Raw genomic sequence first — 14,066 nt, forward strand, 5'->3', positions numbered from 1 at the left:
CCGGAGCCCGGTCACCCTGGGGCGACCGGGCTCCGTGCGGCCCCTCAGCCCCCCGTCGTCCGCCAGCCGGTGAACTCGACGGTGCCGCGCTCCGCGCTGCCGGCGTTCGCCGCCGTCATGAACAGGCCCGCGTCCTGCGCTTCCGCGGCGGCGGGCAGCTTCGCCGAGCCGACCGTGCGCCAGCTGCCGCCGCCGTCCCGGGACAGCTCGCCGGTGAACGTCGTCCCCGCGCGCGTCACCCGCAGCAGTACCGGCGAACTCACGCCCGCCACCCGCCTGTTGGTGTCCAGCAGGCCGTCGCCGTCAGCGTCGTGGGAGAGGACGACGCCGTTGTCCGGGGTGACGGCCAGGTTGAGGAAGCCGGGGGAGCCCGGGGTCTTCAGCTCGTCGCGGACGATGATCCCGGCCCGCGCCCAGGGGCCCGTCGCGGCCTGCGAGGTGACCTCCACGGTGACCGAACCGCCGTCCCGCAGCGCGCCCGCGCGGTACACGGCGCCGAACTCGGCGGTGTTCCGCCACAGGTCACGGCCGCCCCCGTGGATCGCGAACCGCTCGCCCAACTGCCCGAACACCGCCTGGCTGTTGGTGTACGTGGCCAGACCCTTCTCCAGCGGCCCGCCGACGAACAGCCCGCTGCGCGCCCGCGTCGTCACCCGCGGCTCGCCCTCCGGGCCGTACGCGACCTCCACCGTGTACGCCAGCGGCTCCAGCGGCTTCCGCAGCCCCTCCGAGGGGGCCTTCACCCGCCAGCGCGCCGAGGTCTCACCGCCGGGCGCGACCCGGTCCGCCGACGTCGCGCCCCGGGGGTCGGCCACGCTGCGGGCGCGGTCGGTGCCGTGCAGCGTGAAGTCGACGCGGCCGGTGTGCCGCAGCCCGTTCTCGTTCCGGAACACGGCGCTCAACTCGCCGGAGGCGCCCGGCGCGAGCACCTCGGGCCTGGCCTCGACGCGGAGGCTGCCCTGGTAGGGCGCCTTCGCCAGCAGATCGCGCGCCCGCCGCGCGGTGGTGTACGCGTCGCCGACGGGACGCAGCGGGTGTGCGTCGCGCTTCCGGGTCCACGGCTCCTCGACCGCGTACCAGTCGAAGGTCTTCGGTTTCCGCTGCTCGCGCAGCGCGTCCTCCAGCTCGTCCAGGTACGTCTGCCACTGCGGCAGGTGGAACTGGCCGATGAGCCCGTGCCAGTCGCGGTTGGCGTAGTTCGCGAGGTGGCCGCCGTCGGCGACGGAGCGGCCGGCCCAGGTGGTGATCAGCGCGCGGGCCGAGTGTTCGAGCTGCGCGCTCTCCTCCCCGGACGGGGCCGCGCCCGCCGCGCGCGCGTCCCCGGCGCTGCGCCGCGCCGCGTCGAGCCACGGGCCGAGCAGGAACATGCCGTGGGTGCCCGCGACGTCGTCGCTCATCCGCATCAGCGACAGCCAGAGCCGGCTCAGCCGCTGGAACGTCCCCAGGTCCCGCTCCTCGTACGCGGCGCGCAGCTGGCCGATCAGGAGCCAGGACCGGTTCGCCAGCGCCTGCCGCGCCACGTCGGCCAGGTCGTAGCGGTACGCGTCGCTGCCGCGCAGCCCCTCGCCGACGGAGAGCAGCCCGTCGAGCGCCGCGTCGAAGGCGGGCAGGTCGAACGCGGGGCTCTGGGTGGCGTAGTAGGTGCCGGAGCGGGCCGTCACCGAGGGACGCGCGGCGAAGATGCTGTCGTGCGGCCGCCCGTCCGCGCTGCTGATCTCGTACGCGGTGTCGCGCAGCGCGGCCGTCGCGCGGAGGGCGCCCGCGTCGGCGCGGCCGGGGCCGCTGCCGTAGCGCAGCTGGGCGTAGTCGGCGAACCAGCGCTCGCGGTCCACCGCCTCCTCGCGCCAGGCCAGTTCGCTGAACAGCTCGAAGGCGGCCGGGTCGCGGTGCGTCGCCTCCGGCATGTACGCCGTCCCGGCCAGCGTGCTGCCCGCGCGGTCCCGCCAGGCGGTGAACCGCTTCGTCCACATGTGCGTCTTGGCGCCGAGCGTGGTGCGCCCGCCGAAGTTCGGGATGGTGCCGAAGGCGTACGGGACGCCGCCGAAGTCCGCCTCCCGGTCGGTGATCCGCTCCAGGTCGGACAGGCCGTCGACGATCAGCATCCGGTCCTTGTGGGCCAGCGCGTCCAGCAGTTCGCGGCGCGGGTTGTGCTGCCAGCCGAGGATCACCCAGGTCGCGCCGGGGCGGGCGGTCTGGAGCGCCGACTCCACGGCCCGCGCCGCCTCGGCCACGGGCACCTCGCCCGGGTCGCCGCCCTCGTGCAGCAGGTCCATCTTGAAGTGGCCGATCTCGCCGAAGAGTTCGCGCTGGTGGGCGTAGAACGCGGCGGCCGTCTTCCGGAACACGGCGGTGCGCGGGTCGAGCCAGGCCGGGCGCGGCAGGCCGTTCCACGTGCCCTGCGGCACCGTCGTCCCGCCCGGGTTGCGCTCGGCGAAGTCGGCGGGCACGGTGCCGAAGAAGCCGGGCAGCACCGGGCGCATGCCCAGCTCCCGCATCCGCGCGACGATCCGCTGGCCCAACTCGGTGCGCCGCTTGAGCAGTTGGGGACTGATCGGGCCGCCGTACCCGGACATGTTCTGCAGCAGCCACCACGGCTGGTGCGAGGGGGCCGGAATCCAGCGGCGCACCTCCTCGTCGCCGTAGCCGAAGTCCCGCAGCAGCCGGTGGTACACCGCCTCCGAACCGGCCGTCACCAGCAGCTCGTTGCAGCCGTGCAGCGCGGCCACGTCCAGGAAGCGCTCCCAGTGCGCCCAGTCCGCGTACGGCGCGGTGTAGCCGTCGTGCGTGTCGTTGAGCGCGAACCGGTGCGGCACCGTGGCGCGCTGCTCGTGCGGGCGGGCCGGTGCGGGCAGCCGCGCCGGGAGGTCCGTCCGGCTGCCCGCCCACGAAAGGTGGGCGCCGCAGGTGTACTTGAGGTACCAGTGCAGCCCCGTCAGCATCGCGGCCGCCGTCGTCCCCGCGATCTCGATGTCGCCCGCGCGGCCCGAGACGCGGAAGCGGTCACCGGGTGCGCGGCCGCCGCCCCCGTCACCCGAAGTCCCGTCGCCGCCCCCGCCGTTGCCGCGGCCGCCGTCGAGCGGCGCGAACCGGATCTGCCCGGCGTGGTCCGGCAGCAGCCGCGCCGCCGCGGCCTGCGCCGCCGTCGCCGGAGCCGCCGCCTCCGCCTGCCCCGCCGGACGCTGACGGGGTGGCGTGTGTGCCGACGCCACCCCGTTCCCGCTCGTGAGTCCGACCGTCACCGCTGCCGCGGCCCCGGCTCCCAGCAGATGCCGTCTGCTCGGTTCCACGCCGTCACCTCTCTCCTCCGAGGGGTGGGGCAGCGTAGCCGCCCGTCCCGAACTGGTCGAGACCACCACTACCAGCGGGCGCCCCGGGCGACGGCGAAGGCACGGCGGGCGCCCGGGGCGCCCGTCCCACGGACGGCCGCGCGCACGGAGGTTCGGCCGGGGACGGCCGCGACGCGGGCAACTCCCCGCGTACCGCGCGGCGTCAGTCCAGGTCCGCCTCGGCGCGCGCGAGCACCTCGGTGACGCGCTGCGCGAAGCGCACGTCGCACCGGTGCGGCACGCCCGTACGCACCGACTCGGCCAGCGCGTTCAGCGCCCGCGTGAAGGCGTCGGCCGGCTGCTCGCCGCGCTCCGGGAGCGTGGCCGTACCCGCCGCGCCGCGGAACTCGGCGGACACCCCGGCGCCCGGTGCCGGGACGCTGTGGCTGAGCACCGCCGAGCTCGAAGTCCCGTTCGTGTGCCGCAGGATGAGGTGCACCGTGTCGCCGCTGCCGCGCACCGCGCGCACCGAGCCGACGTCCCCGAGCACCGGCATCAGCACCGACAGCGCGTGCGGCCCGATGTCCCACAGCGCGCCCCGCTCCCGCCGCCAGGCCGAGGCCGCGTACGGGGAGTCGCTGCCGGCGAAGACGGGGGAGAGCCACTCGGCGCGGCCCACCGTCCAGCCGTCCGTCGCGGCCCGCGAGGTCGCTTCGGCGAGCCAGGCGCCGGTGGCCCGGGTGAAGTGCAGCGTGAAGAACACGACGGCGGACACGCCCGTACGCTCCACCGCCTCGGCCACGGCGCGCGCCCCGTCCTCCGTCGTCGCGACCGGCTTCTCCAGCAGCAGATGGCAGCCCGCCTCGGCCGCGCGCACCGCCAACGGGGCCTGGACGTCCGGCGGTACCGCGATCGCGACCGCGTCGCAGTCCGCGAACAGCGCGTCCGGGCTCGGGTAGGCGCGGGTGCCGAGCCGCGCGGCCAGCGGCTCCGCCGCCTCCGGACGCCTGCCCCACACGCCCACCAGTTCCACGTCCGGGTGCGCGTGCAGCGCCGCGCCGTGCGTGTGCTCCGCCCAGTAACCGGTGCCCAGCAGCCCGTACCGCACCGGCCGTCCGGCGCCCGTCATGCGAGGTTCTCCCGGTGACTGTGGCTGGTGTAGCAGCCGCGGGCGGTGTCCCGGATGTCGACGGAGAAGTGCACGGTGATCCCGGAAGCGGGCTTCACGTAGTCCCGGACGAGGGAGAGCACGGCGCGGGAGAGCTCGGCCTTCACCTCGGGCGTACGGCCGGACAGCAGGGACACCTCGGCGTGCACCATGGCGACGTCGTCGGAGCCGTCGGCGATCACGTGCTCGTCGACCTGCCGGAAGCGGGTCCGGCACCCGGCGACGGAGCCCTCGACGGTCCTGGCCACGAGCGGATGGAGTGCGAGACCGAACCCCCGGCGGTCGAAGTGCTCGGCGAGGGAGTCGGAGTAGTCGACGGTGATATGCGGCATGGGGGCAGCGTAAAGGTTACGGATCGGTCACCGGGGACGGGCCTCACGGCGGCGTCGGCCGCCGTCGCCCCGGCCGATTCCGCAGGTCACGGCGTCGCTGACGGGCACTCACGGGCGAGTGGAACCCGTCCACCGGGCGCGAGTTCCACCGCACGGGCAACCGTGAGGAAACCCACCCCGGCCGGGAATACCGCCGCCGTCCGGGGCGAACCGTACGCGGGCCACGCGCGTACGTGGCCCGCCCGTACGTCCGTTGACGGCGGTCAGCCCTCGCGGGCCGCCGCGTCGCGGACCGCCTCCTCGGTGCGGGCGACGTGGGCCGTCCCGTCGGCGGCCGTGATGATCGGGCGCTGGATCAGCTTCGGGTGCGCGGCGAGCGCCGCGATCCACCGGTCCCGCGCCGCCGGCTCCCGCGGCCACCGCTCGCGGTCCTTCAGCTCCAGCTGCTTGGCCGCCTCCTCCTGGGTACGCGTGATGTCCCAGGGTTCGAGACCGAGCCGGTCCAGCACCTCGCGCAACTCCTGCTCGCTGGGCGGGTCTTCGAGGTAACGCCGCTCGGTGTACGTCACGCCCTCCTCGTCGAGGAGCTGCTTGGCGCTGCGGCACTTCGAACACGCGGGATTGATCCAGATCTCCATGGCACCGAACGGTAGCCCAGGCCCGGAGCGGCGGCCCGCTGTCGGTGCCGGGCCCTAGGGTGCCCGCATGACCGCAGCCGCGCCCTGGACGGCGCCCGAAGTGCAGCCCGCAGCCCCCGAGTCCGTCGCCGGTGAGCGGGCGGCCCTGGAGGCCGCGCTCGACCACCAGCGCCGCGTCCTGCTCGCCAAGTGCGGCGGCCTCACGGGGGAGCAGCTGGTGCTGCGCTCGGCGGGGCGCTCCACCCTCTCCCTGCTGGGCCTCGTCCGGCACCTCGCCGACTGCGAACGCTGGTGGTTCCGCCGCTGGTTCGGCGGCGAGACGGAGCTGCCGCACCGCTTCTTCACCGAGGACCGCCTGGAGGACGACTTCGACGCCGCCGAAGCCGCCCACGCGCCCGAGGACTTCGCCGCCTACGAGGAGGAGGTCACCGCCGCCCGCGCCGCCGTGCACGGCCGCCCGCTCGACACCGCCTTCCGCCGCCCCACGGGCGAACCGGCCGATCTGCGCTGGCTGTTGCTGCACATGATCCAGGAGTACGCCCGGCACAACGGCCACGCCGACCTGCTCCGCGAACACATCGACGGCCGCACCGGCGAGTGACGGGCGAGGGGCCTCACCCCAGCGCCGCCACCTTCTCCCGGTAGCCGCGCACCGGCCCCGCGTCCCGGTACGGCTCCAGCCGCCGCTCGAAGTCCCGTACGTACTCGTGCGCCCGCACCGAGCGCATCTCCGCGGCCTGCTGGGCCGCCTCGGCACCCAGCGTGCACGCCTGCTCGACCTCGCCGAGCCCCAGCCGCGCCGTCGCCAGCACCACCCGGCAGAACAGCCGGCTGCGCGCGTACCCCGTACCGCGCAGCTGGAGCGAGCGCTCCGCGTGCTGTGCCGCCGCGCGGTACTGCTGGAGATCGCGGTGGCAGTGCCCGAACTCGTCGGCCAGCTGCGCCTCGTCGAAGAAGCGCGCCCACGGCGGCACCTCCTCGCCCGGCCGCGAGGCCTCCAGCGCCCGCTCGGCCCGCGCCAGCGAGGCCGTGCACGCGCGCACCTCGCCCAGCACCCCGTGCCCGCGCGCCTCCGCCGCGTGCAGCAGGGCCTGGACGACGGGCGGGGCCGAGGTGCCCACGCCCTGCTGCGCCACCCGCGCCAGCTGCACCGCCTCCCTGCCGTGCCCGAGATAGACGGCCTGCCGGCTCATCGTCACCAGCACATAGCTGCCGTACCCGCGGTCCCCGGCGGCCTGCGCCAGCCGCAGCGCCTGCACGAAGTACCGCTGCGCGAGGCCGTGCGCGGCGATGTCGTACGAGGTCCAGCCCGCGAGCCGGGTGAGGTCGGCGGCGGCGCCGAACAGCCGCCGCCCGATCTGCTCCCCGTACACGCCGCGCAGCATGGGCTCCGTCTCGTGCTCCAGATACCGCACCAGCGCCTGACGGGCGTGGCCGCCGCCGTAGCTGTGGTCCAGCGCGCGGAACATCTCGCCGACCGAGCGCAGCGCGTTGACGTCGCCCATCGTGACCCGCTGGCCCGGGCCCCGCTCCGTCCGCTCCAGCCGCGGCACCGGCCCGCCCGGGGCGCGTCCGGAGCCGGGGTGGCCGTGCCCGGCGAGCGGGCCCGCGCCGCCGCGCGCCTGCGTCGGCACCCGCAGCCCGCCGCCCTGCCCGGAGGGCCGCTGCCCCGCCCGGCCCGCGCCCGCGAGCCCGGCCCGGACGCCGGGACCGTGACCGTGACCGTGCCCGCCCGTGCCGTGGCCCTGGCCGGCCGGCGGGGTGGCGGAGCCGGCCGTCCGGCCGCCGGAAGCGGAGTCGCCGGCGCCGGAGCCGGCGTCCTGCGGGGCGCCCCGGGACACCCGGTCGTCGGGGCGGCCGATCAGCCAGTCCCGGCTGGGCACCACCAGCCCGGCCGGGGTGAAGGCGATCTTCCGCAGCTCGGCGTGGCTGCCCGAGTCCTTGCGCCACAGGCCGCTGACGATGTCGACGGCCTCGGCGGGCGACGCGGCGAACTCCAGCCCCGCGTACACCGGCGCGCAGGCGTCCAGCCCGAGGTCCTGCGCGGTCAGCCGGCGGCCGAGCCTGCGGGTGAAGACCTCGGCGATCAGCGCGGGGGTCGTCCCGCGCGGCTGCTGACCGCGCAGCCAGCGGGTCACGGATGTCTTGTCGTAGCGCAGGTCGAGACCGTGTTCCAGACCGAGTTGATCGACGCGCCGGGCCAGCCCGGCGTTGGAGAACCCGGCTTCCGCGATGAGCGCGGCGAGCTGGCGGTTGGGGATGCGCTGTGGGGAGGACTGGGAAGTGGAGCCCCCAGTTCGTTCCATCGTCATCAGCTTTTCGGTCTCCTGCCCTACGGCTTGCGGCAGACGCCGGGGCGCCCTGCGGAACGGCGCGAATGTAACGGCCCTTCGCACAGCGTTCGCCCTCTTCGTCGCGTATTCATCCGTACGTGTGAGTAGGTGACCGGCTGCGGAAGCCGCTCCGACCGGCCGTAGAGTTGCTCGCGGGCGCGACTTCCTGACGGCCGTGACCCGGCCGTGAGAAGTCCGGACGTACGGAGGAGAAGCTGCATGGTTGAGACCGGAGCGGCTACGGGAGAGGGCGAGCTGCGCTTCGTTCACCTGGGCTTCGGCGATCACGCCGTGGAATACCAGGAGGCGTGGGACGAGCAGCGCCGCGTGCACGCGGCCCGGTTCGCCGACGAGGCTCCCGACACCTGTCTGCTGCTGGAGCACCCCCCGGTGTACACGGCGGGACGTCGGACCGAGGCCAGTGAACGTCCGCTTGACGGCACACCCGTCGTCGACGTCGACCGCGGAGGCAAGATCACCTGGCACGGACCCGGCCAGCTGGTCGGCTATCCGATCCTCAAACTGCCCCGCCCCGTCGACGTCGTCGCCCACGTGCGGAGGCTGGAGGAGGCGCTGCTGCGCACCTGCGCCGAGTTCGGCGTCGAGGCCACGCGGATCGAGGGGCGCAGTGGGGTGTGGGTGCTCGGGGACTCGGTGGAGCGGCGTAGCCGAGATGCAGCGCAGGTCGAGGGTTCCGACCGAGGGACGAGGGAGGGGCACTCGGCCGGAGCGGAATCGAGGCGGAGCGCGACCGACAACACCAAGGAGACGTCCGGCCTCTCCCTCGACTTCGACCCCCGGCTCACCCAGGAGGACTTCGACCCGCGGCTGAGCGGCCCCGAGTACGCGCCGTCGAACGCGGGCCAGCGCCGCGAGGACCGGAAGCTCGCCGCGATCGGCGTCCGCGTCGCCAAGGGCGTGACGATGCACGGCTTCGCGCTCAACTGCGATCCGGACAACCGCTGGTTCGACCGGATCGTCCCCTGCGGAATCCGGGACGCGGGCGTCGCCTCCCTCTCCAACGAGCTGGGCGAGCGGGTCTCCGTCACCGATGCCGCGCCCGTCATGGAGAAGCACCTGCGGGCCGTCCTGGAGGAGGCCGTACCGCTGCCGCGGGCGGTCTGAACCCCGCCGCACGGGGGCTGTCCCGGACCGCCGCGTCCCCGCGGCCACCCGGTGACTTCCCCCTGATTTCCCCTTGAAGCACAGGCGTACCCTGGTGTGCGCCGACGAATCGAAAGTACGTAGGGAGCCGGACGTGTCCGCTGTCGCACCCGACGGTCGCAAGATGCTTCGCCTGGAGGTCCGCAACAGCCAGACCCCCATCGAGCGCAAGCCCGAGTGGATCAAGACCCGGGCGAAAATGGGCCCCGAGTACAACGCCCTCCAGAACCTCGTGAAGAAGGAGGGGCTGCACACGGTCTGCCAGGAGGCGGGCTGCCCCAACATCTTCGAATGCTGGGAGGACCGCGAGGCGACCTTCCTGATCGGCGGCGAGCAGTGCACCCGGCGCTGCGACTTCTGCCAGATCGACACCGGCAAGCCGGACCCGCTCGACACCGACGAGCCGCGCCGCGTCGCCGAGTCCGTCGAGACGATGGAGCTGCGGTACGCGACGATCACCGGCGTCGCCCGTGACGACCTGGAGGACGGCGGCTCCTGGCTGTACGCCGAGACCGTCCGCCAGATCCACGCGCGCATGCCGGAGACCGGCGTCGAGCTGCTGATCCCCGACTTCAACGCGAAGCCGGACCAGCTCGCCGAGGTCTTCTCCTCCCGCCCCGAGGTGCTGGCGCACAACGTCGAGACCGTGCCGCGCATCTTCAAGCGCATCCGCCCGGCCTTCCGGTACGAGCGCTCGCTGGAGGTCATCACCAGGGCCCGCGAGGCCGGCCTGGTGACGAAGTCCAACCTGATCCTCGGCATGGGCGAGACCCGCGAGGAGATCAGCGAGGCCCTGCGCGACATGTACGAGGCGGGCTGCGAGCTGATGACCATCACCCAGTACCTGCGGCCCACCCCGCGGCACCACCCCGTCGAGCGCTGGGTCAAGCCGCAGGAGTTCGTCGAGCTCCAGCAGGAGGCCATGGAGATGGGCTACTCCGGCGTCATGTCGGGCCCGCTGGTCCGCTCCTCCTACCGCGCCGGCCGGCTGTACAAGCAGGCCATGGAGGCCCGCGGCGAACAGGCCGCCTGACCCTCCGCCTTCCGACGCTCCGCGCACGCCCTCACGGGGACGGGCGCGGAGCGTCGTCGTTCGCGGGGCGCATTCCCGGGCTTTGACGCCCCGGTCATCCGCTGGTAACACCTGACCGTGACGATGGGCTCACACGCCGCGTACACCATCCACGGAGGGGGACGGCCTTGCGGACCACGCTGCGCGCGCTGGAAAGCCTGGAACGCCTGCTGCTGCACCGGGGCCGGGACACGGCGCGACGCAACGCGTGGACGGCGGTGCTGGAGGACCGCCGCCGCGCACGGGCCCGCACCCGCGCCCAGCACGTCCTCGACGCGGCGGGCCCGTCCGTCCCGGAGCCGGGCGTCCGCTGAGCACAGGCGGCGAACCGGCCCACTGGTTTTCGGCCGTTCCGCGCCGCCCCGGCGCCGCCGTCCGTCGCCTTTCGGACGGTTCGGTGCGCGGTGCCCGTGGCGCGGAACGGGGCAAGCCCGGCAGCGGGCGGAACAGGGCGGCCCGGAGCACCGGGGCCCCGGAGGGCACGTAAACTTTCCTGTATGGCGAGGAAGGCAAACGCAGACAACGATGCGAATCCGGGGCGGCTCAAGCAGATCGCCCTGACGTACAAGATGACCCGGCGTTCGGACCGGAAGATCGGCTGGATTCTGGCCGGCGTGGGGCTCGTGACCTTCGGTGTCCTCTTCGCCATCGGTTTCCTGCTCGGACACCCGGTCTACGGCGGCATCATCGGTGTGCTCGTGGCGTTCGTCGCGGCGGCCATCATCTTCGGACGGCGGGCCGAGCGCGCCGCCTTCGGTCAGATGGAGGGCCAGCCCGGGGCGGCGGCCGCGGTACTGGAGAACATCGGCCGCGGCTGGACCGTCACCCCGGCCGTGGCGATGAACCGCAACCAGGACGTCGTCCACCGCGCCGTCGGCAAGGCGGGCATCGTGCTCGTCGCCGAGGGCAACCCGAACCGGGTGCGCGGCCTGCTGGGCGCCGAGAAGAAGAAGATGGCGCGCGTCGTCACCGACGTCCCGGTGAACACGCTGATCGTCGGCGACGACGAGGGACAGGTGCCGCTGAAGAAGCTGCGCACCAGCATCCTCAAGCTGCCCCGCCCCCTGGCGGGCGGCCAGGTCACGCAGGTCAACGACCGGCTGCGGGCGATGGGCGACCTGATGAGCAACATGCCCATCCCGAAGGGCCCGCTGCCCAAGGGCATGCGGATGCCGAAGGGCCAGAACGGCCGCTGACGTCCCGCGGCACACACCCGCCGCCACCCGCACGCGAGACGACGAGGCGCGGTGGTCCGGACTCGCTCCGGACCACCGCGCCTCGTCGTATGTCGTGTGCCGTTGCCGGCCGCGGACCTCAGATCCGGACCTGGACCGCGCCCGAGAGCCGGTCGTGCAGGCCGCGGCTGTCGCGGTCCCAGACGAGGGCCGGGACGGCCAGCCCGAGCAGGACCGTCCGCACAGCGACCCGCCACACCGCGAGCTTGCCGAGCCCGTTCACGGAGATCACCCGCAGCCCGAGGAGCCGCTTGCCCGGGGTGCTGCCGACGGTGCCGACCGTCAGCAGGCTCATCACGAGGAAGACGACGAGCGCCCAGTTGTTCGCGGTGTCCAGATTCCGGCCCGAGAGCAGCCCGTAACCGATCAGTGCGGCCAGCGCCCAGTCGATGAAGACGGCCGCGAAGCGGCGCCCCACGGGAGCGATGGAACCCGGGCCCTCCTGCGGCAGGCCGAGCCGTTCGCCGCGGTAGCCGAAGTCGGCGCCCATGTCCTCAGCCGCGGTGCGGGGGCCGGAGAGCCACGATCCGATTGCTTCCCTGTTGTCCACCGGACCACGGTATCGAACGGGAAAACCGGCCTTGTCCGCAGGCCGTCCGTACGCTGTCCGCCGCCGAGTCCGGGGCGTTGCGGGCAGGTCACGCGGTTAACATCGGCGAAACAGATGGGTCATGCTTGAGAAATGGCCCCTGCCTATGGTCGGGCTCAGCGCGTTCGAGCATGGATTCCAGCCAGGCGCGACCGCTTCCCGGCAGCAATCCCCGTCCCCTCGCGGCGGGACTAGGAGGAGTTCGATGTTCCGACACGCCGACGAGGTCAAGAAGTACATCGCGGACAACGATGTGAAATTCGTCGACGTCCGCTTCTGCGACCTGCCCGGTGTCATGCAGCACTTCGCCATCCCGGCGGAGACCTTCGACCCGTCCGAGAGCCTGATGTTCGACGGATCCTCGATCCGCGGTTTCCAGGCGATCCACGAGTCGGACATGGCCCTGGTGCCGGACCTCTCCACCGCGCGGCTCGACCCGTTCCGCAAGGAGAAGCACCTCAACATCAACTTCTTCATCCACGACCCGATCACCGGCGAGCAGTACAGCCGTGACCCGCGGAACGTGGCGAAGAAGGCCGAGGCGTACCTCGCCTCCTCCGGCATCGCCGACACCGCCTTCTTCGGTCCCGAGGCCGAGTTCTACGTCTTCGACGACGTCCGCTTCGAGACCAAGGCCAACGCCGGTTACTACCACATCGACTCCGAGGCGGGTGCCTGGAACACCGGCGCCATCGAGGACGGCGGAAACCGCGGCTACAAGGTCCGCTACAAGGGCGGTTACTTCCCCGCCCCGCCCGTCGACCACTTCGCCGACCTGCGTGCCGAGATCTCCCTCGAACTCTCCAAGGCGGGTCTCGAGGTCGAGCGCCAGCACCACGAGGTCGGCACCGCGGGCCAGGCGGAGATCAACTACAAGTTCAACACCCTGCTGGCCTCCGCCGACGACCTGATGCTCTTCAAGTACATCGTGAAGAACACCGCCTGGCGGAACGGCAAGACCGCGACCTTCATGCCCAAGCCGATCTTCGGTGACAACGGCTCCGGCATGCACGTCCACCAGTCGCTGTGGAGCGAGGGCACCCCGCTCTTCCACGACGAGCAGGGCTACGCGGGCCTCTCCGACACCGCCCGCTACTACATCGGCGGCATCCTCAAGCACGCCCCGTCGCTGCTGGCCTTCACCAACCCGACGATCAACTCGTACCACCGTCTGGTGCCGGGCTTCGAGGCGCCGGTCAACATGGTGTACTCGCAGCGCAACCGCTCCGCCGCGATGCGCATCCCGATCACGGGCTCCAACCCGAAGGCCAAGCGCGTCGAGTTCCGCGCCCCGGACCCGTCCTCCAACCCGTACCTGGCCTTCGCCGCGCTGCTGATGGCCGGCCTGGACGGCATCAAGAACAAGATCGAGCCGCCGGAGCCGATCGACAAGGACCTCTACGAGCTGGCCCCCGAGGAGCACGCCGGCGTCGCCCAGGTCCCGACCTCCCTCCCCGAGGTCCTCACCGCCCTCGAGGAGGACCACGAGTACCTCCTGGCCGGCGGCGTCTTCACCCAGGACCTCATCGAAACCTGGATCGACTACAAGCGCACCAACGAAATCGCCCCGATGCAGCTCCGCCCCCACCCGCACGAGTTCGAGCTGTACTTCGACCTGTAAACCGCGGGGTCGGGTGAGCCCTGAGGAGGGCTCGTGAACTGCGGGAACGCTTCTCGGTGGTTCTCGCGGGTTGTCCCGGGTTTCCAGGGTCTTGTGCACTGGGTGTGCACCGGAGGCTGGATGCACTGACATCCCGGCAGGGGCTATGAGGGCTGCTGTTCCATCAATGCGATGGGACAGCAGCCCTCTGTGCGTGGGGGCAAGGAGCTTCTTCTGGGAGAACTGGGCTTGTTGTCGGTGGCGCTGCGCACAATGGGCGGTATGAACATTGATGTCCCTTGGGCGCGGGGGCAGTTGAAGCATTTCTGAAGTTGACTGAGCTGTACCGGCCACCGGATCCGCCCGGGACCACTTTCTTGCCCCCGGCTGAGCAACGGAGGCTCCCAGCAGGAGATCGTGGCCGCCGCGCACGTCGTGGAGCAGATCCTGAGTCGGGTGCTGCCCAACTGGCGCACTGAGGTGCCCAGCGACAAGAACGAGGCACAGAACAAGGTCGGCCGGCCGCCGGGACGTGAGCGAGACCAACCTCTTCGAGTAGGTCTTCACGCTGGACACCCTCAAGGAGGGGCAACCACGACTGCGGCTGTGACTGGCGGACGGGAGTGACACCTGCTAGAGCCTCGATCGCGACGCCATGACCTTCGCCGA

The 14,066-nt window shown here is 72.7% G+C and carries 13 protein-coding genes; 7 read left to right on the forward strand and 6 right to left on the reverse strand.

Translation table 11 applies throughout. The features are described 5' to 3' along the window. Positions 1-44: 44 nt before the first annotated feature. The 4 genes from HCC30_RS23530 to HCC30_RS23545 form a co-directional block, all read right to left on the reverse strand. Positions 45-3,287 (reverse strand): alpha-N-acetylglucosaminidase, encoded by a 3,243-nt coding sequence (locus tag HCC30_RS23530; RefSeq protein WP_169444750.1) that lies wholly within the window; start codon positions 3,285-3,287, stop codon positions 45-47. A 202-nt stretch (positions 3,288-3,489) separates the two neighbouring features. Beyond that, on the reverse strand, positions 3,490-4,395 hold the full coding sequence (locus HCC30_RS23535) for a Gfo/Idh/MocA family oxidoreductase (RefSeq protein WP_169444751.1): 906 nt from the start codon (positions 4,393-4,395) through the stop codon (positions 3,490-3,492). Then, the gene (locus HCC30_RS23540) at positions 4,392-4,766 is read right to left on the reverse strand and encodes an isomerase (RefSeq protein ID WP_169444752.1); all 375 of its coding nucleotides are present in this window, start codon (positions 4,764-4,766) and stop codon (positions 4,392-4,394) included. Before HCC30_RS23540 ends, HCC30_RS23535 begins: the two co-directional genes overlap by 4 nt. Positions 4,767-5,029: 263 nt before the next feature. Then, a complete protein-coding gene (locus tag HCC30_RS23545; RefSeq protein WP_169444753.1) occupies positions 5,030-5,404 on the reverse strand; it encodes an ArsC/Spx/MgsR family protein in 375 nt (124 codons plus the stop codon). 67 nt (positions 5,405-5,471) lie between these two features. Between HCC30_RS23545 and HCC30_RS23550 the strand changes: the two genes are divergently transcribed. Then, positions 5,472-6,005, forward strand: a complete 534-nt coding sequence (locus tag HCC30_RS23550; protein ID WP_169444754.1) for a DinB family protein — start codon at positions 5,472-5,474, stop codon at positions 6,003-6,005. 13 nt (positions 6,006-6,018) lie between these two features. Here the strand turns inward: HCC30_RS23550 and HCC30_RS23555 are convergent, their stop codons facing one another. Further along, positions 6,019-7,716, reverse strand: coding sequence for a regulator (locus HCC30_RS23555; protein ID WP_169444755.1), 1,698 nt, complete (start codon positions 7,714-7,716; stop codon positions 6,019-6,021). A 240-nt stretch (positions 7,717-7,956) separates the two neighbouring features. Between HCC30_RS23555 and lipB the strand changes: the two genes are divergently transcribed. The 4 genes from lipB (at position 7,957) to HCC30_RS23575 (ending at position 11,169) form a co-directional block, all read left to right on the forward strand. Then, positions 7,957-8,862, forward strand: a complete 906-nt coding sequence (gene lipB, locus HCC30_RS23560; RefSeq protein WP_169444756.1) for a lipoyl(octanoyl) transferase LipB — start codon at positions 7,957-7,959, stop codon at positions 8,860-8,862. Between the two features lie 133 nt (positions 8,863-8,995). After that, positions 8,996-9,934 (forward strand): lipoyl synthase, encoded by a 939-nt coding sequence (gene lipA / locus HCC30_RS23565; RefSeq protein WP_169444757.1) that lies wholly within the window; start codon positions 8,996-8,998, stop codon positions 9,932-9,934. A 167-nt stretch (positions 9,935-10,101) separates the two neighbouring features. Next, on the forward strand, positions 10,102-10,287 hold the full coding sequence (locus HCC30_RS23570; RefSeq protein WP_169444758.1) for a hypothetical protein: 186 nt from the start codon (positions 10,102-10,104) through the stop codon (positions 10,285-10,287). A gap of 183 nt (positions 10,288-10,470) precedes the next feature. Further along, on the forward strand, positions 10,471-11,169 hold the full coding sequence (locus HCC30_RS23575) for a DUF4191 domain-containing protein (protein WP_169444759.1): 699 nt from the start codon (positions 10,471-10,473) through the stop codon (positions 11,167-11,169). A 118-nt stretch (positions 11,170-11,287) separates the two neighbouring features. Here HCC30_RS23575 and HCC30_RS23580 read toward each other — a convergent pair whose 3' ends face one another. Then, on the reverse strand, positions 11,288-11,758 hold the full coding sequence (locus HCC30_RS23580; RefSeq protein ID WP_169444760.1) for an RDD family protein: 471 nt from the start codon (positions 11,756-11,758) through the stop codon (positions 11,288-11,290). 244 nt (positions 11,759-12,002) lie between these two features. On the opposite strand from HCC30_RS23580, the gene glnA reads away from it, so the two are divergent. Both glnA and HCC30_RS23590 read left to right on the forward strand, forming a co-directional pair. Beyond that, positions 12,003-13,418: a type I glutamate--ammonia ligase gene (gene glnA, locus HCC30_RS23585; RefSeq protein WP_169444761.1), complete on the forward strand. Its 1,416-nt coding sequence runs from the start codon at positions 12,003-12,005 to the stop codon at positions 13,416-13,418. 171 nt (positions 13,419-13,589) lie between these two features. Then, positions 13,590-13,727 (forward strand): hypothetical protein, encoded by a 138-nt coding sequence (locus HCC30_RS23590; RefSeq protein WP_169444762.1) that lies wholly within the window; start codon positions 13,590-13,592, stop codon positions 13,725-13,727. The last annotated feature ends 339 nt before the right edge of the window (positions 13,728-14,066 follow it).

The sequence above is a fragment of the Streptomyces sp. HNM0574 genome (assembly GCF_012726235.1).
Lineage (GTDB): Bacteria > Actinomycetota > Actinomycetes > Streptomycetales > Streptomycetaceae > Streptomyces.

Coding starts and splice junctions, on each gene's coding strand:
- HCC30_RS23545 (WP_169444753.1), bottom strand. CDS start 5,404: ATGGAGATCTGGATCAATCCCGCGTGTTCGAAGTGCCGCAGCGCCAAG.
- glnA (WP_169444761.1), top strand. CDS start 12,003: ATGTTCCGACACGCCGACGAGGTCAAGAAGTACATCGCGGACAACGAT.
- HCC30_RS23550 (WP_169444754.1), top strand. CDS start 5,472: ATGACCGCAGCCGCGCCCTGGACGGCGCCCGAAGTGCAGCCCGCAGCC.
- HCC30_RS23555 (WP_169444755.1), bottom strand. CDS start 7,716: ATGACGATGGAACGAACTGGGGGCTCCACTTCCCAGTCCTCCCCACAG.
- HCC30_RS23535 (WP_169444751.1), bottom strand. CDS start 4,395: ATGACGGGCGCCGGACGGCCGGTGCGGTACGGGCTGCTGGGCACCGGT.
- lipB (WP_169444756.1), top strand. CDS start 7,957: ATGGTTGAGACCGGAGCGGCTACGGGAGAGGGCGAGCTGCGCTTCGTT.
- HCC30_RS23575 (WP_169444759.1), top strand. CDS start 10,471: ATGGCGAGGAAGGCAAACGCAGACAACGATGCGAATCCGGGGCGGCTC.
- HCC30_RS23540 (WP_169444752.1), bottom strand. CDS start 4,766: ATGCCGCATATCACCGTCGACTACTCCGACTCCCTCGCCGAGCACTTC.
- HCC30_RS23590 (WP_169444762.1), top strand. CDS start 13,590: ATGGGACAGCAGCCCTCTGTGCGTGGGGGCAAGGAGCTTCTTCTGGGA.